The sequence below is a fragment of the Pseudomonas sp. RA_15y_Pfl1_P11 genome (genome assembly GCF_963970975.1).
GTDB lineage: Bacteria > Pseudomonadota > Gammaproteobacteria > Pseudomonadales > Pseudomonadaceae > Aquipseudomonas > Aquipseudomonas tritici.
On record NZ_CAXAOY010000007.1, the window covers coordinates 191648 to 217749 of the forward strand.

At 60.2% G+C, this 26102-nt stretch carries 23 protein-coding genes and 1 riboswitch; of the genes, 13 read left to right on the forward strand and 10 right to left on the reverse strand.

Annotated elements, in window-relative coordinates:
* Window positions 1–29 precede the first annotated feature (29 nt).
* The 3 genes from AACY44_RS11600 to tkt all read right to left on the reverse strand — a co-directional run bounded on the left by AACY44_RS11600 (window position 30) and on the right by tkt (window position 4404).
* Window positions 30–1193, reverse strand: a complete 1164-nt coding sequence (locus tag AACY44_RS11600; RefSeq protein ID WP_339415308.1) for a phosphoglycerate kinase — start codon at window positions 1191–1193, stop codon at window positions 30–32.
* A gap of 17 nt (window positions 1194–1210) precedes the next feature.
* Window positions 1211–2266, reverse strand: a complete 1056-nt coding sequence (gene epd, locus AACY44_RS11605; protein ID WP_339415307.1) for an erythrose-4-phosphate dehydrogenase — start codon at window positions 2264–2266, stop codon at window positions 1211–1213.
* Between the two features lie 140 nt (window positions 2267–2406).
* Window positions 2407–4404 (reverse strand): transketolase, encoded by a 1998-nt coding sequence (gene tkt, locus AACY44_RS11610; RefSeq protein ID WP_339455968.1) that lies wholly within the window; start codon window positions 4402–4404, stop codon window positions 2407–2409.
* Between the two features lie 259 nt (window positions 4405–4663).
* Here tkt and AACY44_RS11615 point away from each other — a divergent pair, with 259 nt between their 5' ends.
* From AACY44_RS11615 to AACY44_RS11635, 5 genes are all read left to right on the forward strand, one after another.
* Window positions 4664–5659: an ArsR/SmtB family transcription factor gene (locus AACY44_RS11615; RefSeq protein WP_339415305.1), complete on the forward strand. Its 996-nt coding sequence runs from the start codon at window positions 4664–4666 to the stop codon at window positions 5657–5659.
* Between the two features lie 18 nt (window positions 5660–5677).
* Window positions 5678–6868 (forward strand): methionine adenosyltransferase, encoded by a 1191-nt coding sequence (metK, locus tag AACY44_RS11620; RefSeq protein WP_049711157.1) that lies wholly within the window; start codon window positions 5678–5680, stop codon window positions 6866–6868.
* Between the two features lie 222 nt (window positions 6869–7090).
* Window positions 7091–7441, forward strand: coding sequence for a DUF1090 family protein (locus AACY44_RS11625; RefSeq protein WP_049711156.1), 351 nt, complete (start codon window positions 7091–7093; stop codon window positions 7439–7441).
* A 95-nt stretch (window positions 7442–7536) separates the two neighbouring features.
* Window positions 7537–9201, forward strand: coding sequence for an NAD-dependent DNA ligase LigB (ligB, locus tag AACY44_RS11630; RefSeq protein ID WP_339415304.1), 1665 nt, complete (start codon window positions 7537–7539; stop codon window positions 9199–9201).
* Between the two features lie 39 nt (window positions 9202–9240).
* A complete protein-coding gene (locus tag AACY44_RS11635; protein ID WP_339415303.1) occupies window positions 9241–9636 on the forward strand; it encodes a DUF1090 domain-containing protein in 396 nt (131 codons plus the stop codon).
* 6 nt (window positions 9637–9642) lie between these two features.
* Here AACY44_RS11635 and AACY44_RS11640 read toward each other — a convergent pair whose 3' ends face one another.
* On the reverse strand, window positions 9643–10092 hold the full coding sequence (locus AACY44_RS11640; protein WP_028618262.1) for a c-type cytochrome: 450 nt from the start codon (window positions 10090–10092) through the stop codon (window positions 9643–9645).
* 129 nt (window positions 10093–10221) lie between these two features.
* Here AACY44_RS11640 and mltA point away from each other — a divergent pair, with 129 nt between their 5' ends.
* On the forward strand, window positions 10222–11406 hold the full coding sequence (mltA, locus tag AACY44_RS11645) for a murein transglycosylase A (RefSeq protein WP_339415301.1): 1185 nt from the start codon (window positions 10222–10224) through the stop codon (window positions 11404–11406).
* Between the two features lie 60 nt (window positions 11407–11466).
* Here the strand turns inward: mltA and AACY44_RS11650 are convergent, their stop codons facing one another.
* From AACY44_RS11650 to AACY44_RS11665, 4 genes are all read right to left on the reverse strand, one after another.
* Window positions 11467–11853: an MAPEG family protein gene (locus tag AACY44_RS11650; RefSeq protein ID WP_339415300.1), complete on the reverse strand. Its 387-nt coding sequence runs from the start codon at window positions 11851–11853 to the stop codon at window positions 11467–11469.
* Between the two features lie 131 nt (window positions 11854–11984).
* Window positions 11985–12872: a formate/nitrite transporter family protein gene (locus AACY44_RS11655; protein ID WP_339415299.1), complete on the reverse strand. Its 888-nt coding sequence runs from the start codon at window positions 12870–12872 to the stop codon at window positions 11985–11987.
* A 71-nt stretch (window positions 12873–12943) separates the two neighbouring features.
* Window positions 12944–14875, reverse strand: coding sequence for a patatin-like phospholipase family protein (locus AACY44_RS11660; protein WP_339415298.1), 1932 nt, complete (start codon window positions 14873–14875; stop codon window positions 12944–12946).
* 99 nt (window positions 14876–14974) lie between these two features.
* The gene (locus AACY44_RS11665) at window positions 14975–15379 is read right to left on the reverse strand and encodes an acyl-CoA thioesterase (RefSeq protein WP_339415297.1); all 405 of its coding nucleotides are present in this window, start codon (window positions 15377–15379) and stop codon (window positions 14975–14977) included.
* Window positions 15380–15584: 205 nt separating this feature from the next.
* A riboswitch (S-adenosyl-L-homocysteine riboswitch) is annotated at window positions 15585–15691 on the forward strand.
* 21 nt (window positions 15692–15712) lie between these two features.
* Here AACY44_RS11665 and ahcY point away from each other — a divergent pair.
* The 5 genes from ahcY to AACY44_RS11690 all read left to right on the forward strand — a co-directional run bounded on the left by ahcY (window position 15713) and on the right by AACY44_RS11690 (window position 22277).
* Complete coding sequence (gene ahcY / locus AACY44_RS11670; protein ID WP_339415296.1) at window positions 15713–17122, forward strand: adenosylhomocysteinase; 1410 nt, start codon at window positions 15713–15715, stop codon at window positions 17120–17122.
* 169 nt (window positions 17123–17291) lie between these two features.
* Complete coding sequence (metF, locus tag AACY44_RS11675; RefSeq protein WP_339415295.1) at window positions 17292–18137, forward strand: methylenetetrahydrofolate reductase [NAD(P)H]; 846 nt, start codon at window positions 17292–17294, stop codon at window positions 18135–18137.
* A gap of 82 nt (window positions 18138–18219) precedes the next feature.
* The gene (locus tag AACY44_RS11680; protein WP_339530307.1) at window positions 18220–19302 is read left to right on the forward strand and encodes a hypothetical protein; all 1083 of its coding nucleotides are present in this window, start codon (window positions 18220–18222) and stop codon (window positions 19300–19302) included.
* Window positions 19303–19365: 63 nt separating this feature from the next.
* On the forward strand, window positions 19366–20157 hold the full coding sequence (locus AACY44_RS11685) for a substrate-binding periplasmic protein (RefSeq protein ID WP_339427659.1): 792 nt from the start codon (window positions 19366–19368) through the stop codon (window positions 20155–20157).
* A gap of 221 nt (window positions 20158–20378) precedes the next feature.
* Window positions 20379–22277: a DEAD/DEAH box helicase gene (locus AACY44_RS11690; RefSeq protein WP_339415292.1), complete on the forward strand. Its 1899-nt coding sequence runs from the start codon at window positions 20379–20381 to the stop codon at window positions 22275–22277.
* A 213-nt stretch (window positions 22278–22490) separates the two neighbouring features.
* Here AACY44_RS11690 and AACY44_RS11695 read toward each other — a convergent pair whose 3' ends face one another.
* Entirely contained in the window at window positions 22491–23069 is a 579-nt protein-coding gene (locus AACY44_RS11695) for a YceI family protein (protein ID WP_049711142.1), read from the reverse strand.
* Window positions 23070–23101: 32 nt separating this feature from the next.
* The gene (locus tag AACY44_RS11700; RefSeq protein WP_339415291.1) at window positions 23102–23653 is read right to left on the reverse strand and encodes a cytochrome b; all 552 of its coding nucleotides are present in this window, start codon (window positions 23651–23653) and stop codon (window positions 23102–23104) included.
* 272 nt (window positions 23654–23925) lie between these two features.
* Between AACY44_RS11700 and AACY44_RS11705 the strand changes: the two genes are divergently transcribed.
* Both AACY44_RS11705 and AACY44_RS11710 read left to right on the forward strand, forming a co-directional pair.
* Window positions 23926–25332 carry an adenosylmethionine--8-amino-7-oxononanoate transaminase gene (locus AACY44_RS11705; RefSeq protein ID WP_339427658.1) on the forward strand — a complete coding sequence of 469 codons (1407 nt, stop codon included), beginning with the start codon at window positions 23926–23928 and terminating at the stop codon, window positions 25330–25332.
* A 30-nt stretch (window positions 25333–25362) separates the two neighbouring features.
* Entirely contained in the window at window positions 25363–26082 is a 720-nt protein-coding gene (locus AACY44_RS11710) for a 16S rRNA (uracil(1498)-N(3))-methyltransferase (protein WP_339415289.1), read from the forward strand.
* Window positions 26083–26102: the final 20 nt, after the last annotated feature.

A 26102-nucleotide genomic window follows, 5' to 3' on the forward strand; every position in this document is an offset into this window, starting at 1 on the left:
GGGAATACTCCTTTTCCGGATCACGCGCCTTAACCTTTGGCTCGGGTTTCCAACACTTCAACGGCAGGCAGCACTTTGCCTTCGACGAATTCAAGGAATGCGCCGCCACCGGTAGAAATGTAGGAGATCTGATCAGCAACGCCATATTTATCGATGGCGGCCAGGGTGTCGCCGCCGCCAGCGATGGAAAATGCCGAGCTTTCGGCGATGGCCTTGGCCAGCACTTGGGTGCCGTTGCCGAACTGGTCGAATTCGAACACGCCAACCGGACCGTTCCACAGGATGGTCTGCGAAGCCTTCAGCAACTCAGCGAAATTGGCTGCAGTTTGCGGGCCGATGTCCAGGATCATATCGTCGTCGGCTACATCGGCGATGAGCTTGACGGTGGCTTCGGCGCTTTCAGCAAACTCCTTGGCAACCACCACGTCGACCGGCAATGGCACGCTGACTTTGGCGGCAATGGCGCGGGCGGTGTCGAGCAGGTCCGGCTCGTACAGGGACTTGCCCACCGGGTGACCGGCAGCGGCCAGGAAGGTGTTGGCAATACCGCCGCCGACGATCAACTGGTTGCAGATGGCGCTGAGGCTGTTGAGCACGTCCAGTTTGGTGGACACCTTGGAGCCCGCCACGATGGCGGCCATCGGTTGCGCCGGAGCCCCCAGCGCCTTGCCCAGTGCATCCAGTTCGGCAGCCAGCAACGGGCCAGCAGCGGCGACCTTGGCGAACTTGGCCACGCCGTGGGTCGAGCCTTCAGCGCGGTGGGCAGTGCCGAACGCGTCCATCACGAACACGTCGCACAGCGCAGCGTATTGCTGGGCCAGTTCGTCGCTGTTCTTTTTCTCGCCTTTGTTGAAGCGCACGTTTTCGAACAGTACGATGTCGCCGGCTTTAACGTCGATGCCACCCAGGTAGTCAGCCACCAGCGGTACGTCGCGGCCCAGGGCCTTGCTCAGGTAATCGGCGACAGGCTTGAGGCTGTTTTCGGCGGAGAACTCACCTTCGGTCGGGCGACCCAGGTGGGAGCAGACCATCACGGCCGCGCCTTTTTCCAGGGCCAGCTTGATGGTCGGCAGCGAGGCCAGGATTCGCGCATCGCTGGTGACAACACCGTCCTTGACTGGGACGTTGAGGTCTTCGCGAATCAGTACGCGCTTACCTTGCAGATCGAGGTCGGTCATCTTCAACACGGTCATGGGTCGCAGTTCCTGAATTACTGTTGAGGTTGTTTGGAAGCTATTTGCAGATAGTGCTCTGCAACGTCGAGCATTCGGTTGGCAAAACCCCATTCGTTGTCGAACCAGGCCAGGATGTTTACCAGCCTGGGGCCGGAAACGCGGGTCTGGCTGGCATCGACAATCGCCGAATGCGGGTCATGATTGAAATCACAACTGGCGTGGGGCAACTCGGTGTAGGCCAACAAACCTTTGAGCGGACCGCTGGTGGCGGCGTCGCGCAGGATTCGGTTGACCTGCGTCGCATCGGTGTCGCTGACGGTCTGCATCGTGATATCCAGACAGGACACGTTCACCGTCGGCACCCGTACGGCTTTGGCCTGGATTCGCCCGGCAAGTTCCGGTAGCAGTCGCTCGATTCCGCGCGCCAGGCCTGTAGACACCGGAATCACTGATTGAAACGCCGAACGCGTGCGGCGCAAGTCTTCGTGATGATAGGCGTCGATCACAGGCTGGTCGTTCATCGCCGAGTGAATCGTGGTGATCGACACGTAATCCAGGCCAATCGCCTGATCCAGCAGGCGCAACAGCGGCACGCTGCAGTTGGTGGTGCAGGAGGCGTTGGACACCAGCAACTCGGCGCCGGTCAGGCAATCCTGGTTGATGCCGTAGACGATGGTGGCATCCACGTCCGCCTCACTGGCCATCGGCTGGGAAAACAGTACACGCGGTGCGCCGGCGTCGATAAAACGCTGGCCGTCGGCGCGGGTGTGATAGACACCGGAGCATTCCAGCACCAGGTCGACGCCCAGCGCTTTCCAGTCGATACCTTCGGGGGTGGCACTGCGCAAGACTTGCACGCAGCTACCATTAATATGCAGACAGTCGCCCTCAACCCGCACTTCGCCGGGGAACCGGCCGTGGGTGGAGTCAAAGCGTGTCAGGTATTCGATGCTGGCCATGTCGGCCAGATCATTGATCGCGACAATTTCAAACCCGGCTGCCGCCCCTCGCTCGAACAGCGCACGCAAGACGCAACGACCAATGCGGCCGTAGCCGTTGAGTGCAACTTTGTAGGGACGCGGTTGGGGCATGGGGTTCTCGATTACCGTGGGTAATGGGGTGAATGTGCCGCCGCCTTCGCGAGCAAGCCCGCTCCCACATTAGATTGCACTCCAATGTGGGAGCGGGCTTGCTCGCGAAGAGGTCAGTACAGCCACCTCAATCTACAGCCTTAGTCTTCCAGCAGCTCTTCAGCCTGACCCAGGATGTTTTCCAGGGTAAAGCCAAACTCTTCGAACAATGCTGGCGCCGGCGCCGACTCACCGTAGGTGGTCATGCCGATCACGCGGCCTTCCAGGCCCACGTATTTGTACCAGTAGTCGGCGTGCGCCGCTTCGATAGCGATACGCGCGCTGACCTGCAACGGCAATACCGACTGCTTGTAGCCCGCGTCCTGGGCTTCGAACACGCTGGTGCACGGCATGGACACGACGCGTACGTTGCGGCCTTGCTCGGTCAGCTTGTCGTAGGCCTGAACGGTCAGGCCCACTTCGGAACCAGTGGAGATCAGGATCAGCTCCGGCTCGCCAATGCAGTCCTTGAGCACGTAGCCACCACGGCTGATGTCGGCGATCTGCGCGTCGGTACGCACTTGGTGCTGCAGGTTCTGACGCGAGAAGATCAGCGCCGAAGGGCCGTCCTTACGCTCGATCGCGTGCTTCCAGGCCACGGCGGATTCGACGGCGTCGGCTGGGCGCCAGCAATCCAGGTTCGGCGTGGTGCGCAGGCTGGTCAGTTGCTCGACCGGCTGGTGCGTCGGGCCGTCTTCGCCCAGGCCGATGGAGTCATGGGTGTACACATGGATCACACGCTTCTTCATCAGCGCTGCCATACGTACGGCGTTGCGCGCGTACTCCATGAACATCAGGAAGGTCGCGCCGTAAGGCACCAGGCCGCCGTGCAGGGACACGCCGTTCATGATGGCGCTCATGCCGAACTCGCGCACGCCGTAGTACATGTAGTTGCCGCTGGCGTCTTCAGCCGAGACACCTTTGCAGCCTTTCCACAGGGTCAGGTTGGAACCGGCCAGGTCAGCCGAACCGCCGAGGAACTCAGGCAGCAGCGGGCCAAAGGCGTTGAGGGTGTTCTGGCTGGCTTTACGGCTGGCGATGGTCTCGCCCTTGGCCGCAACTTCGGCGATGTAGGCCGAGGCTTTTTCCGAGAAGTCGGCAGGCAGGTCGCCAGCGAGGCGACGAACCAGCTCATTGGCCAGCTCTGGGAATTCGGCAGAGTAGGCAGCGAAACGCTGGTCCCATTCGGCTTCGGCGGCCAGGCCTTTTTCCTTGGCATCCCATTCGGCGTAAATGTCGGCCGGGATGTCGAACGGGCCGTGGTTCCACTTCAGCGCCTCACGGGTCAGGGCGATTTCCGCGTCACCCAGTGGGGCGCCGTGGCAGTCTTCTTTACCTTGCTTGTTCGGCGAACCGAAGCCGATGGTGGTCTTGCAGCAGATCAGGGTCGGCTGCGCGCTCTTGCGAGCGGTGTCGATGGCAGTCTTGATCTCTTCCGGATCGTGGCCGTCGACATTGCGGATCACCTGCCAGTTGTAGGCTTCGAAACGCTTAGGGGTGTCATCGGTGAACCAGCCTTCGACTTCGCCGTCGATGGAGATACCGTTGTCATCGTAGAAAGCGATCAGCTTGCCCAGGCCCAGGGTACCGGCCAGGGAAGCGACTTCGTGGGAAATGCCTTCCATCATGCAGCCATCACCCAGGAACACGTAGGTGTGGTGATCAACGATGTCGTGACCAGGGCGGTTGAATTGCGCGCCCAGGACTTTTTCAGCCAGTGCGAAACCTACGGCATTGGCCAGGCCTTGGCCCAGGGGACCGGTGGTGGTTTCGACGCCTGGGGTGTAGCCGAACTCCGGGTGGCCCGGGGTGCGGCTGTGCAACTGGCGGAAGCTTTTCAGATCGTCGATGGTGACGTCGTAGCCGGTCAGGTGCAGCAGCGAGTAGATCAGCATCGAGCCATGGCCGTTGGACAGCACGAAGCGGTCACGGTCGGCGAACGACGGGTTGCTCGGGTTGTGTTTCAGGTAATCACGCCAAAGTACCTCGGCGATATCCGCCATGCCCATCGGGGCACCGGGATGGCCGCTGTTGGCTTTTTGCACGGCATCCATGCTGAGGGCACGAATGGCGTTGGCACGCTCACGACGGCTGGGCATCGCTGATCTCCTGAGGTTTGAATATAAAGAAACGGAAAAAAGGACCGGCATTTTCCCTCAGCCACCGCTTGCGGGCAATGACAGATAGTCACTTGGGCGGTTTTTCCTGTGCTTTGGACGCCAATCCCCTGCATAAACCTTTAACCGGTTCGTCTAAAGGTTATAGCGGCTGCTTGTAACCACCACTTATCGACCAATATCAAAACTTTTTGATATTGGCCTTGCAGGGTTATCCAGCCATCACTAGACTGCTGGCCTTATGAATCTACCGATGCCCTCACTGCGCCCCGACGACGGCGATGAACTGGCAGCCTTGTGCAAGGCCGCCGGCGATCCTCTGCGTTTGAATGTATTGCGCGCGCTGACCAACGATTCCTTTGGCGTACTGGAACTGGCGCAGATCTTCGCCATTGGCCAGTCCGGCATGAGTCACCACTTGAAGGTATTGGCCCAAGCCGACCTGGTAGCCACCCGCCGCGAAGGCAATGCGATTTTCTACCGCCGCGCCCTGCCCCACACCGAACTGCTCGGTGGCAAGCTGCACGCCGCCCTGCTTGAAGAAGTGGACAGCCTGGAGCTGCCGGGGGATGTGCAGTCCCGCATCGGCCAGGTCCACGGGCAGCGGGCTGCCGCGAGCCAGGATTTTTTCGCACGGGTTGCCGACAAGTTTCGCGCCCAGCAAGACCTGATTGCCGGCCTTGCCCAATACCGCGACAGCGTACTGGCGCTGCTCGACAAGCTGAGCTTCAGTGATGAGGCCACAGCACTCGAAGTCGGCCCAGGCGATGGCGGTTTCCTGCCGGAACTGGCGCGGCGTTTTCACCAGGTCACGGCGCTGGACAACAGCCCGGCGATGCTCGAACTGGCGCGCCAGCTCTGCGAGCGCGAGGCACTGGGCAATGTCCGCCTGCAACTGGCTGATGCATTGAATAGCACAGCGATTAAAGCCGACTGCGTGGTGTTGAACATGGTCTTGCACCATTTCGCCGCCCCCGCCGACGCGCTCAAACAAATGGCCGGGTTGCTGCACCCCGGCGGTAGCCTATTGGTTACGGATTTATGCAGCCACAACCAGAATTGGGCCAGGGAGGCCTGCGGTGATCTCTGGTTGGGTTTTGAACAGGACGATCTGGCCCGTTGGGCCACCGCTGCGGGACTCGTTCCCGGGGAAAGCCTCTATGTAGGTTTACGTAATGGTTTCCAGATCCAGGTCCGCCATTTTCAGCGGCCGGCTGGCGACACTCACCATCGGTAAAATCAGGAAAACATCGAGATGAGCGAATACTCCCTTTTCACCTCCGAGTCCGTGTCTGAAGGGCATCCGGACAAAATCGCCGACCAGATTTCTGACGCGGTGCTGGACGCCATCATTGCTGAAGACAAGTTCGCCCGTGTGGCGTGCGAGACTCTGGTGAAAACCGGTGTAGCGATCATCGCTGGCGAAGTGACCACCACTGCCTGGGTTGACCTTGAGCAGATCGTTCGTGACGTGATCACCGACATCGGCTACAACAGCTCCGACGTCGGCTTCGACGGCGCGACCTGCGGCGTGATGAACATCATCGGCAAGCAGTCCCCGGACATCAACCAGGGTGTCGACCGTGCCAAGCCGGAAGACCAGGGCGCCGGCGACCAGGGCCTGATGTTCGGTTACGCCAGCAACGAAACCGACGTGCTGATGCCAGCACCGATCACCTTCTCGCACCAACTGGTGCAGCGCCAGGCCGAAGCGCGTAAATCCGGCCTGCTGCCTTGGTTGCGTCCGGATGCCAAGTCCCAGGTGACCTGCCGTTATGAGGGCGGCAAAGTCGTCGGTATCGACGCTGTGGTTCTGTCGACCCAGCACAACCCGGACGTGTCCTATGCTGACCTGCGCGAAGGCGTGATGGAGCTGATCGTCAAGCACGTGCTGCCTGCCGAACTGCTCAGCAAAGACACCCAGTTCCACATCAACCCGACTGGCCAGTTCATCATCGGTGGCCCGGTAGGCGACTGCGGCTTGACCGGTCGCAAGATCATCGTCGACAGCTACGGCGGCATGGCCCGTCACGGCGGTGGCGCGTTCTCGGGCAAAGACCCTTCCAAGGTTGACCGTTCGGCGGCCTACGCCGGTCGTTACGTGGCCAAGAACATCGTCGCTGCCGGCCTGGCCGAGCGTTGCGAGATCCAGGTTTCCTACGCTATCGGCGTGGCCCAGCCTACGTCGATCTCGCTGAATACCTTCGGCACCGGCAAGATCGGCGATGACAAGATCGTGAAACTGGTGCGTGAGATCTTCGACCTGCGCCCTTACGCGATCACCACCATGCTCGACCTGCTGCACCCGATGTACCAGGAAACCGCAGCCTACGGCCACTTCGGTCGTACCCCTGCGCAGAAGACTGTCGGCGACGACACCTTCACCACCTTCACCTGGGAAAAAACCGACCGCGCCAACGACCTGCGGACTGCCGCCGGCCTGTAATCGCTGCCGGTACACAAAAGCCCTGCCGGGTTTGCCCGGCGGGGCCTTTTATTGCGCGGCAACTCGCGCGATGACTTTCACATTTTTTGGATCCAAATCTTGAAGGCACAATGATGGCGCTCTAGAATCCGCGCCCTCTCGGGCCCCCTACCTTATTTGGATATTGCCCTGCGCCAGCCCGGGATAGACACGTGCGCAGGCAATCGAACATTGAGGTTTTTCATGCGCATCTCCACGCTCGCCCCTGCCGCTCTTCTGCTCAGCCTGTTCGCCCTGCCAGTAAACGCCGCCGACCTGAGCGCACTGAGTGGCGCCCTGGGCTCCCAACTGGGTGGCGGCAATTCCGGCGACTGCCAGAAGCAATCTGCAGACCTGCAAACCAAGATCGATGCCGCCGAAGCCCAAAAGGACAAGATGAAAGTGAAGGCTTTCAAAGCCGCGCAGGACCAGATCAACAAAGGTTGCAACAAACTCTCTGAAGCCCAAGCCAAAGCCGACGCCAAGCAGCAAAACCAAGAGGCCAAGGCCGATAAGCCCGACGCAGTGAAAGCCCTGGGCGGGCTGTTCAAGTAAATAGAAACACCCAGTAAAAAGCCTCGCACTGCCGGGGCTTTTTTGTGCCCGCGCGGATCATTTAGGCTGGGCACCCTTTCCGAGCAAGGATGCTCATGATGCGTTCATTATTTGCCCTTTTACTCAGCGCACTACCCTTCTGGGTGTGGGCCGAAGGCTGCCCGGACGAAGCCCGCTCGCAGGTCGACACCTTGGCCGAACAGATCCGCCAGTGGGATGACAGCTACCACCGGCTTGGCCAATCCCCGGTCTTTGATGAACTTTACGACCAGGCGCGCCAGCGATTGGCTCACTGGCGTCGGTGCTTTCCCGAGCCCACTGCGACGCCCGACAACCCTCTCGCGAGTTCACGCGGCACCCTGCCTCACCCCGTTGCCCATACCGGTCTGGAGAAACTGCTGGATGAACAGGCCGTCGGTCGCTGGCTGGGTAAGCGCGAGGATGTATGGATTCAACCCAAGGTAGACGGTGTTGCAGTGACTGTGGTGTATCGCCAGGGGCGCCTGAGTCAAGTCATCAGCCGAGGCGATGGCGTCAAGGGCCACGACTGGTCTGCCTCCGCGCGCAAAATCCCCAGCATTGTCCAGCAATTGCCAGAGCCCATCGACGTGGTGCTGCAAGGCGAACTTTATTGGCACCTCGACGACCATGTGCAATCGGCAAGCGGAGGGCTTAATGCCCGCAGCAAGGTGGCCGGGCTGATGAACCGCAAACGATTAAGCGACACCGACGCCGCCGGCATTGGTCTGTTCGTCTGGGCCTGGCCTGAGGGGCCGGCAGGGTTCAGCGAGCGCCTGGCCACGCTGGCAAGCTGGGGTTTCACCGATAGCCGGCGCTACAGCCAGCCCATCCGCGACACCAACGAAGCCACGCACTGGCGCGCCTATTGGTACAACCACCCTCTGCCGTTCGCCAGCGATGGGGTGGTGTTGCACCAGGCGCAGCGCGCACCCGCCGATCGCTGGCAGGCCAGCGCGCCCTACTGGGCGGTTGCCTGGAAGTACCCGGCGGCCAAGGCCTTGGCGCTGGTGCGTAACGTGCAATTCAAGATCGGCCGCACCGGGCGCGTGACCCCGATGCTGGCGTTGGAACCGGTGCGATTGGATGACCGGCAGATCAGCCGGGTAAGCGTGGGCTCATTGAAGCGTTGGCAAGCGCTGGATATCCGCCCCGGTGACCAGGTTTCGATCAGCCTGGCGGGCCAAGTCATTCCTCGGTTGGATGAGGTCATTCTGCGCAACACCACAAGGGCGGAGCTGCCAGTGCCCAACCCAGGAAAATTCCACGCGTTGAGCTGCTGGCAACTGGACCCCGGTTGTGAAGAACAATTGCTGGCACGCCTTACCTGGCTGAGCGGCAACGAGGGCCTCGCTTTGCCACACATCGGCCGCGAGACCTGGAACGTATTAATCCAGGCCGGTCTAATCGCAGGCTTTCTCGATTGGTTGACCCTGGATGCGGCAGAGCTTGCTAACATTGATGGCTTCGGTGATCGCAGCCGTGCGCGAGTGCTCAAAAGCCTTCACAGCGCGCGGCAACGGCCCTTCGCACAATGGCTCAAAGCCTTGGGTGTACCGCCTGCGGCACGTAACAACCTGGAAGGCGACTGGCAGACGCTGGTCGCCAGAGATACCCAAGCCTGGCTGGCCATCGACGGCATCGGCCCGGGCCGCGCAGCGCAATTGAGCGCCTTTTTCCGCGACCCGCAAGTACAGGCCTTGGCAGACACATTACGCGCGGCCGGCATCGACGGGTTTTAGACCCCAGCCGGCCACCAGATTGCGACCTTGGAGTCCCACATGAAATTTCTAGCACCGCTTGCCCTGTTGACCGTCGCAAGCTTCATGACCACTCCGCTACTGGCTGCGGAGGAAGCACCGCAGCTCACCGGCTGCGCCGCCAAGCGCCAAGCCATCAGCACCCAGATCGAACAGGCCAAGGCCCACGGCAACAGTGCGCAACAAGCCGGCCTGGAAAAAGCCCTGAGCGAAGTGACCGCCAACTGCACCGACGCATCCCTGAAAAAGGAGCGGGAAAACAAGGTGCTCGACGCCAAGCATGAGGTCAGCCGCCGTCAGGCCGATCTGGACAAGGCCATGAGAAAAGGCGACGCGGACAAGATCAACAAACGTAAGGACAAGCTCGCCGAATCCCGCAAGGAACTGCAGGATGCCGTGGAGGAGCTAGACCAGTAAAACCGATCAGTGGTCCCGGAACTGTTTATGGCAGGCGCTGCAGGCATCTTCAACTTTTTGCACAGCAGGCCCCAGGTTGCTCGCCTTGTAAGGCTGCACTTGGCTGGCGGTCACCAATTCACCGGTGGCCGCCTCAAGGTCGCGGGCCAATTGCTGGAATTGCGCCTGTTTCTGCCAGACATCGTCCTTGGCGCTGGTGTGATCTTCTTCGCGCACGCTCGGGAAATGCTTCCACGGCTCATGGGACAATGCATCCAGCTTGACCGCACCTTCGGCAAACTTAGCGCCGTCGAACGGGATGCGCCCACGCAACATGCCGCCCAGGTCTTCGCCGGTCTTGAGCATCTGCTTGAAGATCGCCTTGCGCTGGCCCAGCGGCGAATTCGGATCAACGCCGCCACAGGCGGACAGTGTCAGGCAGGCCAGCAGTACAACGGTCAGTCTTTTAAAAGTCATGGTGGCTTCGAGGTCGCGGGAAACGGCGGCCAGTATCCTCGCCCCGCCCGCAAAGACCAATAGCCCTATTATTAATAAGGGTTGCCCAAAAGCGCTGCGACGCGGGCAATCGCTTCAGGAATTGTTTGTATGAATGTCAGCTTGAAACCCTGGAGCCGCCGCCTGGCGTGGGCTCTACCGATGATCGCGCTGCTGGCCGGCTGCGACGCGGGCAAAGAAACAGCCAAGGATGAAACTTCCAAGCCTCACGCCGTCGCCACCTATGTCAGTGCGCCGTGGGAAGCCTTGCCGACAGTATCCGACAGCGACCTGCTGGCCGGTTTTGAATCCTGGCGCAGCGCCTGCCAACGCCTCAAGGCAGACCCGGTATGGGGCGCGACCTGTGCGGCAGCCGCCACGGTCCCGAGCAACGCAGTGGCAGTGCGCGGGTTTCTAAAAGAGCGCCTGGATGTGTTCGGCCTGCGCTCGGCCGACAACACCCCGAACGGTTTGATCACTGGCTACTACGAACCGGTCTACCCCGGCAGCCTGACCAAGACCGCCAAAGCCAACGTGCCGGTGTACGGCGTGCCGGACGACCTGATCATCGTCAACCTGGAAAGCATCTACCCCGAGCTCAAGGGCAAGCGCCTGCGCGGTCGTCTGGAAGGTCGCGTACTCAAGCCCTATGACGATGCCAGCGCCATCAACGGCCAGGGTTCAACCGCCAAACCGATTGCCTGGCTGACAGACCCGATGGACCTGCAATTCCTGCAAATCCAGGGCTCGGGCCGGATTCAACTGGCGGGCGGACGCCAACTTCGTGTCGGTTATGGCGACCAGAATGGCTACCCTTACCGCCCGATCGGTCGCTGGCTGGTGGAGCAAGGCGAGTTGAAGAAAGAAGACGTGACCATGGGTGCCATCAGCGCCTGGGCCAAGGCGCATCCGCAGCGTATTCCGGAACTGCTGGCGAGTAACCCGAGCTATGTGTTCTTCAGCGCCCGCCCCGATAGCAATGAAGGCCCGCGCGGCTCCTTGAACGTGCCGTTGACCCCTGGCTACAGCGTAGCAGTGGATCGCAAGGTGATTCCGTTGGGCACTCTGTTGTGGCTGTCGACCACCAAGCCGGATGGCTCGCCGATCACGAGACCCGTGGCCGCACAGGACACCGGCGGTGCAATCACCGGTGAAGTGCGCGCGGACCTGTTCTGGGGCACCGGCGATGCAGCCGGTGAACTGGCGGGCAATATGAAACAGCAAGGCCAGATCTGGATGCTGTGGCCCAAGGGCGCAGCGTTGCCGCAAGTGCCGGATGCACCTGTCGGAAGCTGACAGACACTGAAGATGTGGGAGCGGATTTGCTCGCTCCCACAGGAGGATTCGCGTCAAACGTTAGATCGAGATAAAGAAGAAGCTCGCAATCAACGCCATGCCCACCGCCCACACCACCGAGCGCAGCATTGCCCAGTCCGCCAGGTAGCAAATGATGTACAACAAGCGGCTGGTGATAAACAGCACGGCCAGCACGTTAATGGTCACCAATTCAGCCGTGCCGGCCAGGTGCGCGACAATGACCGCCGCCGCAAATGCCGGGGTGACTTCAAAGCTGTTGAGTTGTGCACTGTGGGCTCGCTTGGCAACCCCCTCGAGCGTCTCGAGGAATGCACGCGGGTCGTGATTGTGGCGCGGCCGAAACTTTCCGCCGCTGAACTTGGCCACGCCGGTACACAGGTAAGGCAGAAAAATTGCGATCAACACACACCAGAAAGCGACCGTCATGACTCATTCCTTTTTTAGTTTTAAACAGCGATTAGAGTTTTAGCACTAAAAACATCTGGCCGCACCCTACCGCTATGAACCGTAGCGCCTGGAAAGGTTCTACGTGACGAGCCCCAGGCTACGCCTGACGCTCACTGATCCTTGTTGATCTGCTGCGGATGCCTCGGGTCCGCAGCTTTCTTGCCCGCCAGGCTGCCTTCGCTGCGAATCTGCGCGTGACTGATCAGCGCAAAGATAAAGCTGCCACCAATGATGTTGCCGGCCAGGGTCGGCCCGGCAAACACCAACCAGAAATCCTTCCACGGCAACTCGCCTGCAAATACCAGATACGAGACCTCTGCCGAACCCACGACGATGTGAGTGAAGTCCCCCAGCGCCATGAGATAGGTGATCAGGATAATGATGAACATCTTGGCGCTTTCCATGGAGGGGATCATCCAGACCATGGTGGCTATCATCCAGCCGGAGATGATGCCCTTGGCAAACATCTGGCCGGCATCGTTTTCCATGACCTTGCGCCCAATGTCGAGGAAGGCCATGTCGGTCTTGGTGTCAAAGATCGGCAGGTGCAACATCACGTAAGCCACCAGCAAAGTGCCACACAGGTTGCCCACCAGCACCACGGTCCATAGCCTTAACAGGCGCCCCGCGTTGCCGAGGGTGGGCTTGCTCATCACGGGCAGCACAGCGGTCAGCGTGTTTTCGGTGAACAGTTGCTGGCGCGCCAAAATGACCGCCAGGAAGCCCGCGCAGTAGCCGAAGCTGGCAATAACCTTGAATCCTTCGCCGTCCGGCAGGCGCGAATTGAGTAGCCCCATCGCCATCAATGAAAGGCCCATTGTCAGGCCAGCAGCCAACGCCGACCACCACAACGCAGCCACATTGCGCTCCAGCTCCTGGTCGCCCTGAGTGCGGATGATTTCATGCAGCACCGCCGCACGGGGCGGTTGGTTTTTGTCGACGTCCTGTTGCTCTTCCTGCGACAGATTAGGGGTTTTGCCTGATTCGTCAGTGGCCATGATTATCCAGAGTCCAAGGGGTGCTTGTAGCTACGACACGCCGCCACAGTGGCTGTTCAATGGCCAAGCAACTAAACCTGCACACGCCAGGCCTTTGCCATCTCCACAGTGGTCGAGCCGGACGCCTTGTCCCAGGGTTTGTTACGCGCTTTGTAGCTGCCACTGAGGGTATCGAGCACCCGGTTGAATTCGGCGGGCGTGTTCGCCCACGCTATGTCTTGAGCTGCGCGGTGCAACAGTTCCACGTTGGACTCGGGTTGGCCCAGCCGAAACAACGAGGGATAAATGACTTCCCGTGTGAAGTTCTCAGCCTTCATCGCTATGTCACGCAGTTTCATCTCGGCGACAGCGCCGCCGATGACGTTGGACATCGGCACTGCATCGCTTGCGATCTGTCTGGCCGCCACTTGCAGCAACTGCTGGAAATTGCGCTGGCCTGTAACATTGAGGCGCCGCGCCAACCAATCGATCTGCTCAGGCCTTTTGGCGAGCGCATTCAGATTACGCAATGCCGTTGATATTTTCGGCGTGAACACCAACGCGGCCTGTGACTGATTGGCCTCGCCAATCGCGTCATCCAGGGTTTTCAACACCTGCTGCGCGCTCTTTCGAAACATGAGGACATCAGCAGCGGCCGGGTCCTTGTGCAGCGTCGGTTGCACACTGGCGAGCATTTCATCATCCATGGCCAGCACTGCCTCATCCAGCGAATGGAACGCGTGATGCTCAAGTGCCGTGGTGCGACGCTCCAAATGTGCCTCCACCGCTTGACGCGCCTTTGCCTGCAGGTGTTGCTTCTGCTCATGCAGCATAGTGAAGTTGACTGTGCCCGTGAGCAGGCCACGAAAGTCACCTTTTTCGGTCTTGAGGGGCAATGTCACAATCTGATCGGCAAACGCTTCGAGCTTTTTATCTTGAAAGGCGCCAGCGGCCGAATGCGCAACGCCTGTAATGCGGTCGGCCACACGGCTGAAAAAACGCCTACTGCGCACTGGCGCATCAGTGATGCCAGCCTCGAACTTGACGATCAACGATTCAGATTTGTTCAAGGGGCTGTCAGGAAATAACCTTTCCACCACGCCTGGCGCCGGGGTATTGAGCAGCAAGCCGCCGTCTTTGAACGCGGTGGTTTCAGCTGACGCCTGGAAACCATGACCTTGCTCCACCGGCTTTTTGAACACCATCGGCAGCGCACCCGAAATATGCGCCGCCCTGGCAATGTCCATCTGCGGGGTCAGACTGGCATTGAACACCACCAACTGCGGGCGGCCGGCAAACATGCCGGTGCTCGTGATATTGAGTTGCTTGATCGCAGGAATATGCCGGCTCAACACCTCGAGATCACCAAACGTGGGGCCGCCACCGGCACTCAGTTTGTCAGCAATGTCGATGACTTCGGCGGGTCGGGTTTCCCCAGGGGTTTGCGCGATGTGGCCAAGAATCGACTGGCGCGACTCGTTGCGGATCAAATCTTCCAGGGGCAAGGCTTCAGTCTGCAAGCGCGGCAGCAAGGTCATCAACAACTGAGAAACCGCGCCGACGGAGCCGGGCAAGCGGCCAGTGAGTTTGCCAAGTGCCGTACTGGCCTCTTGCATCCAGGCCGTCACGGCATCGCTGCTGTTCAACAGGCTTGGCAAATTGATGCTGTCCGACAACCTGTCGAACGCCGCAGCCCTCATTCCGCTGGCAATCAGCGCCGCTGAAATCGCACCAGCAGATGAGCCGGAGGTCGATTGGATACCTTGCAGCTGTCCGGCGCCCTCAAGTGCCTGCACCACCCCCGAAAAAGCGATGCCCTTGGCCCCACCACCACTGAGCACCAAGCTCGTGACGGGCGGTGCCGATAAAATCACCTCCACCCGTCCCTGGTTATCACGCAGGAGCGTCAGGTTGCGCTTGCCAACCCCCTCCACCAGAGGCGTCTTCTCAGCTTGATGGGCCGGGAAATGACCCTTCTCACTCAATGAGGGATGAATCTGCGCAATCGAATTAAACACTTTCATCCACGGGCTCTCTCTACAGGGTGTGGTCCTGAGTGATGAGCGCGCCGCGCAACGATCCATGCGGAATGATTTGGTAAAGCAAATCAAACCGCGGCGTGGTTACTCGGGAAGGCCGTCGTCCTGAAACTGATCCTTCACGTACTTGATCTCGGTGCGGCCGTGAGGTGCAGGCTGCCCATCTTCACCGAGGTTGACGAAGACCATTTTCTCGACCGTCAGAATGCTTTTGCGGGAGATCTTGTTGCGCACTTCACAGGTCAGGGTGATGGAGGTGCGGCCGAACTCGGTGGCGGTGATGCCCAGTTCGATGATGTCGCCCTGGCGCGAGGCACTCACGAAGTTGATTTCGGAGATGTACTTGGTCACTACGCGCTGATTGCCCAATTGCACAATGGCGTAGATCGCCGCTTCTTCGTCGATCCAGCGCAGCAAGCTGCCGCCGAACAGGGTGCCGTTGGGGTTGAGGTCTTCGGGTTTTACCCATTTGCGGGTATGAAAGTTCATGGGGGGGGCTCCGACGTTGAGGGGGTTGGACGATTGGGTTATGGCCCCCAGCTTCGAGTTTTAAGCTGCAAGCTGCAAGTTAAAAGCCAATTCGCTTTTACTTGCCGCTTGTAGCTTGTCGCTTGTAGCTGCCCCTTGCCACTCACCAGACAAAGAAAGCTATAATCGTCCTGATTTCGAACGGCCACCACCGTTCTCCCGCCACCTGTCCGAGGGGCGCTGCAGCAGGTTCAACCTGTCAGGCTCGGATGGGGCGTTGTCCGGCCTGGTTTATTCGGCCTGATACTAAACGCACAACGGCGCCCATTCGCACACTACGAATGGAGGCTCTTCATGAGCGCTGTCAACACGCCTGCAGATTTCACCGACTACAAAGTCGCCGACATGTCCCTCGCCGCCTGGGGCCGTCGCGAAACCTTTATCGCCGAATCCGAAATGCCTGCCCTGATGGGCCTGCGTCGCAAGTACGCTGCTGAGCAGCCACTCAAAGGCGCCAAGATCCTCGGCTGCATCCACATGACCATTCAGACTGCCGTGCTGATCGAAACCCTGGTTGCCCTGGGTGCGGAAGTGCGTTGGTCGTCCTGCAACATTTTCTCGACTCAAGACCAGGCCGCTGCCGCTATCGCTGCTGCCGGTATCGCGGTTTACGCCTGGAAAGGCGAGACCGAAGAAGAGTACGAGTGGTGCCTGGAGCAAACCATCCTGAAAGATGGCGCGCCTTGGGATGCCAACATGATCCTCGACGACGGCGGCGACCTGACCGAGCTGCTGCACAAGAAGTACCCGCAGATCCTCGACCGCGTCCACGGCGTAACCGAAGAAACCACCACCGGCGTACACCGTCTGCTGGACATGCTGGCCAAGGGCGAGCTGAAAATCCCGGCCATCAACGTCAACGACTCGGTGACCAAGAGCAAGAACGACAACAAGTACGGCTGCCGTCACAGCCTGAACGATGCCATCAAGCGCGGCACTGACCACCTGCTGTCGGGTAAGCAAGCCCTGGTGATCGGCTACGGTGACGTGGGCAAGGGCTCGTCCCAGTCCCTGCGCCAGGAAGGCATGATCGTTAAAGTCTCCGAAGTTGACCCGATCTGCGCCATGCAAGCCTGCATGGACGGCTTCGAAGTGGTTTCGCCGTTCATCGATGGCGTCAATGACGGCACCGAAGCAAGCATCGACAACGCCCTGCTGGGCAAGATCGACCTGATCGTGACCACCACCGGCAACGTGAATGTTTGCGACGCAAACATGCTCAAAGCCCTTAAGAAGCGCGCCGTTGTCTGCAACATCGGTCACTTCGACAACGAGATCGACACTGCTTTCATGCGCAAGAACTGGGCATGGGAAGAAGTGAAGCCGCAGGTGCACAAGGTTCACCGTACCGGCGCTGGTGATTTCAACCCGCAGAACGATGACTACCTGATCCTGCTGGCCGAAGGCCGTCTGGTTAACCTGGGTAACGCCACCGGCCACCCAAGCCGCATCATGGACGGCTCGTTCGCCAACCAGGTCCTGGCGCAGATCTTCCTGTTCGGCCAGAAGTACGCCGACCTGTCGCCAGCCCAGAAAGCCGAGCGCCTGACCGTGGAAGTACTGCCGAAGAAACTCGACGAAGAAGTGGCCCTGGAAATGGTCCGCGGCTTCGGCGGCGTCGTGACTCAACTGACCAAGACCCAGGCCGATTACATCGGCGTGACCGTTGAAGGTCCGTTCAAGCCGCACGCTTATAGGTACTGACAGCAGCGGCAAGCTTTCAGCTACAAGCGGCAAGTAAAAGCGTTTGTGTGAAGGCTTGCTACTTCCTTGCTCTTTAAGCAGTTGTGGGCTGTGAGCTTCATGCTACAAGAACAGGCGCGCCGCCCTCTTGCAGCTTGAAGCTTGCAACTTGCAGCTGGAGACCTCCTCCATGTCCCAAGACCGTCGCTACAGCTTCGAGTTCTTCCCGACCAAGACCGATGCTGGGCATGAAAAACTGATGGCGACTGCTACGCAGTTGGCCAGCTACAGCCCCGACTTCTTTTCCTGCACCTACGGCGCGGGTGGCTCGACCCGTGATCGCACGATCAACACCGTGTTGCAGCTGGAAAGCCAAGTCAAAGTTCCCGCCGCGCCGCACTTGTCGTGCGTGGGCGACAGCAAGAGCGACCTGCGCGGCCTGCTGACTCAATACAAGGCAGCCGGCATCAAGCGCATCGTTGCCCTGCGCGGCGACCTGCCGTCCGGCATGGGCATGGCCAGCGGTGAGCTGCGCTACGCCAATGACCTGGTGAGCTTCATTCGTGAAGAAACCGGCGATCACTTCCATGTCGAAGTGGCGGCTTACCCGGAGATGCACCCGCAGGCACGCAATTTCGAAGACGATCTGCAAAACTTCGTCCGTAAAGCGAATGCCGGTGCCAATAGCGCAATCACCCAGTACTTCTTCAACGCCGACAGCTACTTCTACTTCGTCGAGCGGGTACAGGCCATGGGTGTGAACATCCCGATCGTACCGGGCATCATGCCGATCACCAACTACAGCAAGCTGGCGCGCTTCTCCGACGCCTGCGGTGCCGAGATTCCGCGCTGGGTGCGCAAACAACTGGAAGCCTATGGCGATGACGTCAAGAGCATCCAGGCGTTCGGCGAAGAGGTCATCACCAATATGTGTGAAGAATTGTTGCAAGGTGGCGCGCCAGGCTTGCACTTCTATACCCTTAACCAGGCTGAGCCGAGCCTTGCGATCTGGAACAACCTCAAGCTGCCGCGCTGAGGTCGTTTGAGTAGCATCCAGGCCCTCGTTCATACGGGGGCCTTTTTTGTTCAAAAATCCTTGGAATGGAAGCCCGCAGTAAATGAATACAGCGTCCTCGACACCTCGCCCGCAGTTGGTTTACCTGGTATTCGGCGCCGAGACCTACCATCAGGAAGCCGTATTCAGCATCGCCAGCGCGCTGTCACATTTGGGCGGTGCCCAGGACATGCCGCTGGACATCCAGGTGTTCAGCGACAACCCGGCGCCCTACGTGGGGTTGCCGGTGCAGGTCCACGCACTGGACGAAGCCACGCGCAAACAGTGGAGCGAGCCCCACGGATACCATTTTCGAACCAAGCACGTGCTGCTGCGCCACGTGCTTGAAACGGCGGAACAGGCGCTGTTGATCGACACCGACACGTTTTTCCACGACTCGCCCATGGCACTGTTCGAACGCGTCGCCCCCGGCACCTTGTTGTGCAATGCCTTCCAGGCCAAGTACGGCGATAACCGCGAAAGTGTGCTGTACAAGGCCCTGGCCAACTACCTGGCCGACAAAGGCGTGGCCGACGACGATATGTGGCTGCTCAACTCCGGCGTCATGGGCCTGACCCGGCAAGACGCGCCGTTGCTGGATCATTCCATTGAGCTGATGGACGAACTGTTCCCAATGGCCCACGGAGCCTACACTCTGGAAGAGTTCTGCCTGTCGGTTGCCGCCTACCGCAAGGTCAACGTACGCCAGTGCCCGGACCTGATCCACCACTACTGGAGCCGCAAACAGCTGTTCCGCGCCAAGGTCCTGGCGTGGGTCGCCAAGCACGGCGCCGCCCCCACCAGCGCCGTGGCACTGGCCGATACCCGCAAGGTATCCGCCCACCTGCCACGCCCGCCGCGCCTGCAGCGCATGGTGTACAAGCTGATCACCCTGGCCCTGCCCAAGCGCAAGCAGCAATTTATCCGCGAGATTCTCTACGGCTGCTACGAGCACGAAAACGAATTCGACCAGGCATGTGGCACGGTTTGGTGGGACAAGGCCCGGCAGAATCAGGAAGAACGCCAGAAATGCCCGGTCGACGCGCACCAACTGGAGCACTGGTTCGCCAACCCCCTGGTGCGCCTGATACTTGGCGAGCGGCGCGCAGCCATCTACGAACACCTGATGACCTCAGAGGCCAAATAGCATCGTTCGCAGATGTGTGCGCCAGAGCTTCTCTTTAATGCAGGAGCGTCGTAATCTCAGGGCATGCGCATCATTTTGAAGCTTGCGACCGCTGCCCTTTTTACTTGCCTGAGCCTGGCCGCTTATGGCGAGAAATTGCGCATTGTGACCGAGCCCTGGGCACCCTACGTGTATGAGGAACACGGCAGCATGCAGGGGCTGGACTACGAAACCACAGTCATCGTGTTCCAGCGCCTGGGGGTCGAGGTGCAATGGCAATTCCTGCCCTGGAAGCGCTGCCTGGCGATGCTCGACCAGGGACAGGCCGATGGCGCATTGGACATTTTCCACAGCCATGAGCGCGATGCCTTGCTGCTCTACCCCAGCGAACCGCTGTCGGAGGTGGAGTTCGTGCTGTTCTACGCCAATGAGCGCCCTCATCCCGCCCAAAGCCTTGAAGCGCTTCGCGGCCTTACCGTCGGCACGTCACCGGGCTACCTGTACGGCGCAGAATTCAGCGATTCGACCCTGTTCAACCGCGAAGCTGCCCCCAGTCATGAGGCCAACTTCGGCAAATTGATGCTCGGGCGCATCGATCTGCTGATCACCGATCGCCGGGTGGGTCAGCATGTGATCAAGGCACTGGACCTGGAGGGCAAGGTCAGCCAGGCGCCAGCAGTGGTCAGCCGCCAGCAGCAGTACCTCGCCGTGCGCCGTGGCGCGGGCATGGACCTGCTGGTGCAACGCTTCGCCGCAGAACTTAAACGTTTCAAGCAAGAGCCCGCCTACACCGCCTTGAGCGCAAAATATGGTGGAATCCAAGCGATTACGGGGGCTGGACGCACCGTTGAGCAGCAGGAAAGCAGCGCGCGGTGATTGCTCTGTTATACTCCGGCCTTTCCGCCAGGCTTACGCCCGGCCGCTGAGGTCTTGAAAAAGGCACCCAACCCCGCTACTGCGCAGCTTTTAGCCCGCGCGAGCCGATGGAGTGCCCGCCAGACGCAGCAGGACCGGACGGGATTGCGCTCCCCTAAGCGCCATTCACGCCCGGCAAGATTATCCCTTTGGGCCAAGCCCTAACTAAAACAGGATTACTCATGTCCTTTGCTTCCCTCGGTCTCTCCGAGGCTTTAGTCCGCGCCATCGAGGCAGCGGGCTATACCGAGCCTACTCCGGTGCAACAGCGGGCCATTCCCGCCGTGTTGCAAGGTCGCGACCTGATGGTTGCGGCTCAGACAGGTACTGGTAAAACCGGCGGTTTCGCCCTCCCGATTCTGGAGCGGTTGTTCCCCAACGGTCACCCGGACAAATCCCAGCGTCACGGCCCGCGCCAACCGCGCGTACTGGTCCTGACCCCAACCCGCGAACTCGCCGCCCAGGTGCACGACAGCTTCAAGCTGTATGCCCGCGACTTGAAGTTCGTCAGTGCCTGCATCTTCGGCGGCGTTGGCATGAACCCACAGGTTCAGGCCATGTCCCGTGGTGTAGACGTGCTGGTGGCGTGCCCAGGTCGTTTGCTCGACCTGTGCGGCCAAGGCAGCGTCGATTTGTCCCACGTGGAAATCCTCGTGCTGGACGAAGCCGACCGCATGCTCGACATGGGCTTTGTCCATGACGTGAAAAAGGTCCTTGCCCGCCTGCCGGCCAAACGTCAGAACCTGCTGTTCTCGGCAACGTTCTCCCAGGACATCACCGCCCTGGCCGGCAAGTTGCTGCACAACCCGGAGCGCATCGAAGTCACGCCGCCGAACACCACGGTCGAGCGTATCGAGCAACGCGTATTCCGCCTGGCCGCCAGCCACAAGCGTTCGCTGCTCGCCCACCTGATCACCGCCGGCGCGTGGGAACAGGTGCTGGTGTTCACCCGCACCAAGCACGGCGCCAACCGTCTGGCCGAGTACCTGGACAAGCACGGCCTCACCGCCGTCGCCATCCACGGCAACAAGAGCCAGAACGCGCGCACCAAAGCCCTGGCCGACTTCAAGGCCGGTAGCGTACGCATTCTGGTTGCCACCGATATCGCCGCTCGCGGCCTGGATATCGACCAGTTGCCACACGTGGTCAACTTCGAGCTGCCAAACGTCGACGAAGACTACGTGCACCGTATCGGCCGTACCGGCCGCGCCGGTCGTTCGGGTGAAGCCATTTCCCTGGTTGCACCGGACGAAGAAAAGCTGCTGAAAAGCATCGAACGCATGACCAAGCAGAAAATCGCCGACGGCGACCTGATGGGCTTCGATTCCAGCGCCGTGGAAGCTGAGAAGCCTGAAGCGCGCGAGCGCCCAGACGTGCGTAACCCACGCAACCCACGCGGTCCGAAGGGCGATGGCCCGAACGGCGGCGGCGGTGGCGGTGGTCGTCGCGACAAGGGCAAAGACAAAGGCGGCAAGGAAAAAGCGCCAACCAACGGCCGTGGCGAGCGCCCAGCCCGCGAGCAAAAGCCCCGTGAAGGTACCCCGGCCCGCGAACAGCGCCAGCCGAGCCAGCCGCCACGCGCCGCTGCTGATCGCGCCCCGGACGAGTTCCTTGACGACGATATCGATAACTTCGGTAACCGCGCTGACTACGTACCTCAGGCAAAACCCGCCCAAGGTCGTGGCCGTCGCCCAGGTGGGCAAGCTCCGGGTGCAGGTGCAGGCACCGGTTCGGGCGCGCCACGTGGCGGCCAGCCTCAGGGCGGTCGTCAGAACGGCCCGCGTAACAGCAGCGGCGGTACCACCGGCACGCCACCTGCCAAGCGCAGCGGCCCGCGAAATGGCGCACCGCGTGACGGTCAAGCCCGTCGCGAAGACTCGCGTAGCAACAACCGCCGCCCAGCCCGTGACGACCAGCCTCGCTCGTCCGAACCGGCCGTGCAGAACCCGCGTGGTGGCCCGGCGCCGAAGATCATCCACAAGGAGTCGAAAGTGGATCGCTTCCCGACACCTGAGCAGTTGGATCAACTGCCAGGCCGCCCTCGTGGTGAAAAACCAGCGTTGCTGACTCGCAACCGCTGATTTTAGACGCCTCATAAAAATGCCCCGCATCGCTTGATGCGGGGCATTTTTTTTGACTTCGCAACATTCAATGAGCTTTTCTGTGGGAGCTGGCTTGCCTGCGATAGCGATATCCCTGCCAACATTAAAGTGACTGATCTACCGCTATTGACGACATTTCAGGCATAAAAAAACCGGATCCTGAGATCCGGTTTTTTTGTGCACGGGCAGAAATTACTTTTGCTTAACACCTTCCAGCGAAATTTCCAGGTCTGCCGTCTGGGAAGTCGGGCCTGGGCCTTTGATGCCGAAGTCATTCAGGTTCAGCGTGGTGGTGGCGTTGAAGCCAGCACGTTCGCCGCCCCACGGGTCCTTGCCTTCGCCGTTGAACGTGGCCTTGAAGGTCACAGGTTTGGTCACGCCGTGGAAAGTCAGGTCGCCAGTCACGTCAGCGGTTTTCGCGCCGGTGGACTTAACAGCGGTGGAGACGAACTTGGCGTCGGCGAACTTGGCAACGTCCAGGAAGTCTTTGCTGGCGATGTGCTTGTCACGCTCTGCGTGGTTCGACCACAGGCTGGCGGTTTTCACGTCGACTGCGATTTTGCTGGCTTCTGGCTTAGCCGCATCCCAGCTGAACGTACCGTCCCAATCCTTGAAGGTGCCGTGAATGTAGCTGTAGCCCAGGTGGCTGATTTTCCAGTCGATGAAGGCGTGCTGGCCTTCCTTGTCGATCTTGTAGTCAGCAGCCATCACCTGACCTGCGGACAGCAGGGCAGTACCGATTGCCAGAGCGGCGAGGGTCTTTTTCAACATGCTTTCTATTCCTTGTGAGTCGAGGTTGAACATCAGGCTTTGCGCCCCAGCATTCGCGTGAGGGTCACATCACGATCGATAAAGTGGTGTTTCAACGCAGCCACGCCATGCAAACCGGCGAAGACCACCAACACCCAAGCGAGGTACAGATGCACCAAGCCTGCATTATCTGCCTGGTCCGGTAGTCCGGAAACCACGGCAGGAATCTCAAACAGGCCAAACACCGGGATACCGACACCGTCTGCGGTGGAAATCAGGTAACCGGCGATCATCACGGCAAACAACCCGAGATACAGGAATGCGTGGCCAAACGCGGCCCCCATGCGGGTCATGCGGCTGTAACTGGTCAAGGGCGGTGGTGGCGGGCTGACCAAGCGCCAGACGATACGCACCAGCATGATGGCGAACAGCGTGATGCCAATGCTCTTGTGCAGGTCCGGTGCCTCTTTGCGCCAGGCGCTGTAGTAGTCGAGGCCGACCATCCATAAGCCCAGAGCGAACAGGCCGAATACCACCAAGGCCACGCCCCAGTGCAGAACCATGCTGACCCAGCCATAGCGGGCCGGTGAATTGCGTAACTGCATGTACTTAATCCCGTAGTAGCTGCGCCCAAGACTAGCGATTTACCTATCGAATTAAAGCGGAAAATTCTGCTTTGAAATATCGAGAAATACGATCTTGAGGGTATGAAGAGTAAATTAACAATGGATTAAGGACTATCCAGAAGAAACGTGACAGACCGTCCTGCGTTTACACCCCATTCACAGGTAATGTCTTGTGACACAGCCGCCCATTGCATAGGCTTGCGCGATTGTTTTACCTGCGCACGCCGCAGGACCGCTTCGAGGAGATAACGATGGGCTTGAACAACCAGTGGATGCAACGCGACCTTGCGGTGCTGTGGCATCCCTGCACCCAGATGAAAGACCACCAGCAATTGCCGCTGATCCCGATCAAGCGCGGTGAAGGGGTGTGGCTGGAAGACTTCGAAGGCAAGCGCTACCTGGATGCCGTCAGTTCCTGGTGGGTCAATGTGTTCGGCCACGCCAACCCGCGCATCAACCAGCGCATCAAGGACCAGGTCGATCAGTTGGAGCACGTGATCCTCGCCGGTTTCAGCCACCAGCCGGTGATCGAGTTGTCCGAACGCCTGGTGCAGATGACGCCTGAAGGCCTGACACGCTGCTTCTACGCCGACAATGGTTCGTCGTGTATCGAAGTCGCGCTGAAAATGAGCTTCCACTATTGGCTCAACCGCGGCCTGCCTGACAAAAAGCGTTTCGTCACCCTGACCAACAGCTACCACGGCGAAACCATCGCCGCGATGTCGGTGGGCGACGTGCCGCTGTTTACTGAGACCTACAAGGCGCTCCTGCTCGACACCATCAAGGTGCCCAGCCCGGATTGCTACCTTCGCCCCGAGGGCATGAGCTGGGAAGAACACTCGCGCAACATGTTCCTGGCCATGGAACAGACCCTGGCGGACAACCACGACACCGTCGCCGCCGTCATCGTAGAACCGCTGATCCAGGGCGCCGGCGGAATGCGCATGTACCACCCGGTGTACCTCAAGCTGCTGCGCGAAGCGTGCGACCGCTACGGTGTGCACCTGATCCACGATGAAATCGCCGTGGGCTTCGGCCGCACTGGAACGATGTTCGCCTGTGAGCAGGCCGGTATCCGCCCGGACTTCCTGTGTTTGTCCAAGGCGCTCACGGGCGGTTACCTGCCGTTGGCCGCCGTGGTCACCACCGATGACGTCTACGACGCCTTCTACGACGACTACCCGACATTGCGCGCGTTCCTGCACTCCCACAGCTACACCGGCAATCCGCTGGCGTGCGCGGCGGCGCTGGCGACGTTGGACATTTTCGAAGAAGACAACGTCATCGAAAACAACAAGGTTCTGGCCCAGCGCATGGCGACCGCCACCGCGCACCTGGTGGACCACCCTCACGTTTCGGAAGTGCGTCAGACCGGCATGGTGCTGGCCATCGAGATGGTCCAGGACAAAGCCACCAAGACCGCTTACCCGTGGCAGGAGCGCCGTGGCTTGAAAGTGTTCGAGCACGCCCTGGAACGTGGCGCGCTGTTGCGACCATTAGGCAGCGTGGTGTATTTCCTGCCGCCGTATGTGATTACGCCGGAGCAGATCGACTTCCTGGCTGAAGTCGCCAGTGAAGGGATCGACATCGCCACCAAAAGCAACGTCAGTGTCGCTGTGCCAAAAGACTTCCACCCGGGCTTCCGCGATCCAGGTTGATTGCCTAACCAACTTTTCCAGAGAACAGAAATGAGACTGTCCCGCTTTTTCACCGACACCCCGCTGAGCCTCGGCGACCACGAATTACCCGAAGCCCAGGCGCATTACATCAGCCGCGTGCTGCGCATGGGCGAAGGCGATGCTGTGCAACTGTTCGACGGCTCCGGCCAGGAGTTCCTCGGCAACTTGCTGGAAGTCGGTAAGAAACGTGTCACCGTGCAACTCACGGAGCGCTTTGCTGGTCAGACCGAATCACCGCTGCATATCCACCTGGGCCAGGGCCTGTCCCGGGGCGAGCGCATGGATTGGGCGATTCAGAAAGCCACCGAACTGGGGGTCAACGCGATCACGCCGATTTTCAGCGACCGCTGCGAAGTACGCCTCAAGGATGAACGCGCCGACAAACGCCTGCTGCACTGGCGCCAGGTGGCCATCAGCGCCTGCGAGCAATGTGGGCGCTCGACGGTACCGGTGATTCACCCGCCACTGTTGCTGGCGGACTGGTTGAAGCAGACCGAGGCGGATTTGAAGCTGGTGCTGCACCCCGTGGCTGAACCGATGATCAGCCATGCCAAACCATCAAGCCTGGCGTTTTTGATCGGGCCTGAGGGTGGGCTGACCGACCAGGAAGTCGAAACCGCGCAAGCCGCCGGTTACCACGCCGCCCGCCTCGGCCCGCGGGTGCTACGCACCGAAACGGCGCCGGTAGTGGCTCTGGCCGTCGCCCAACAACTGTGGGGCGACTTTTAACCCTCTTCCGTTGCAAACCC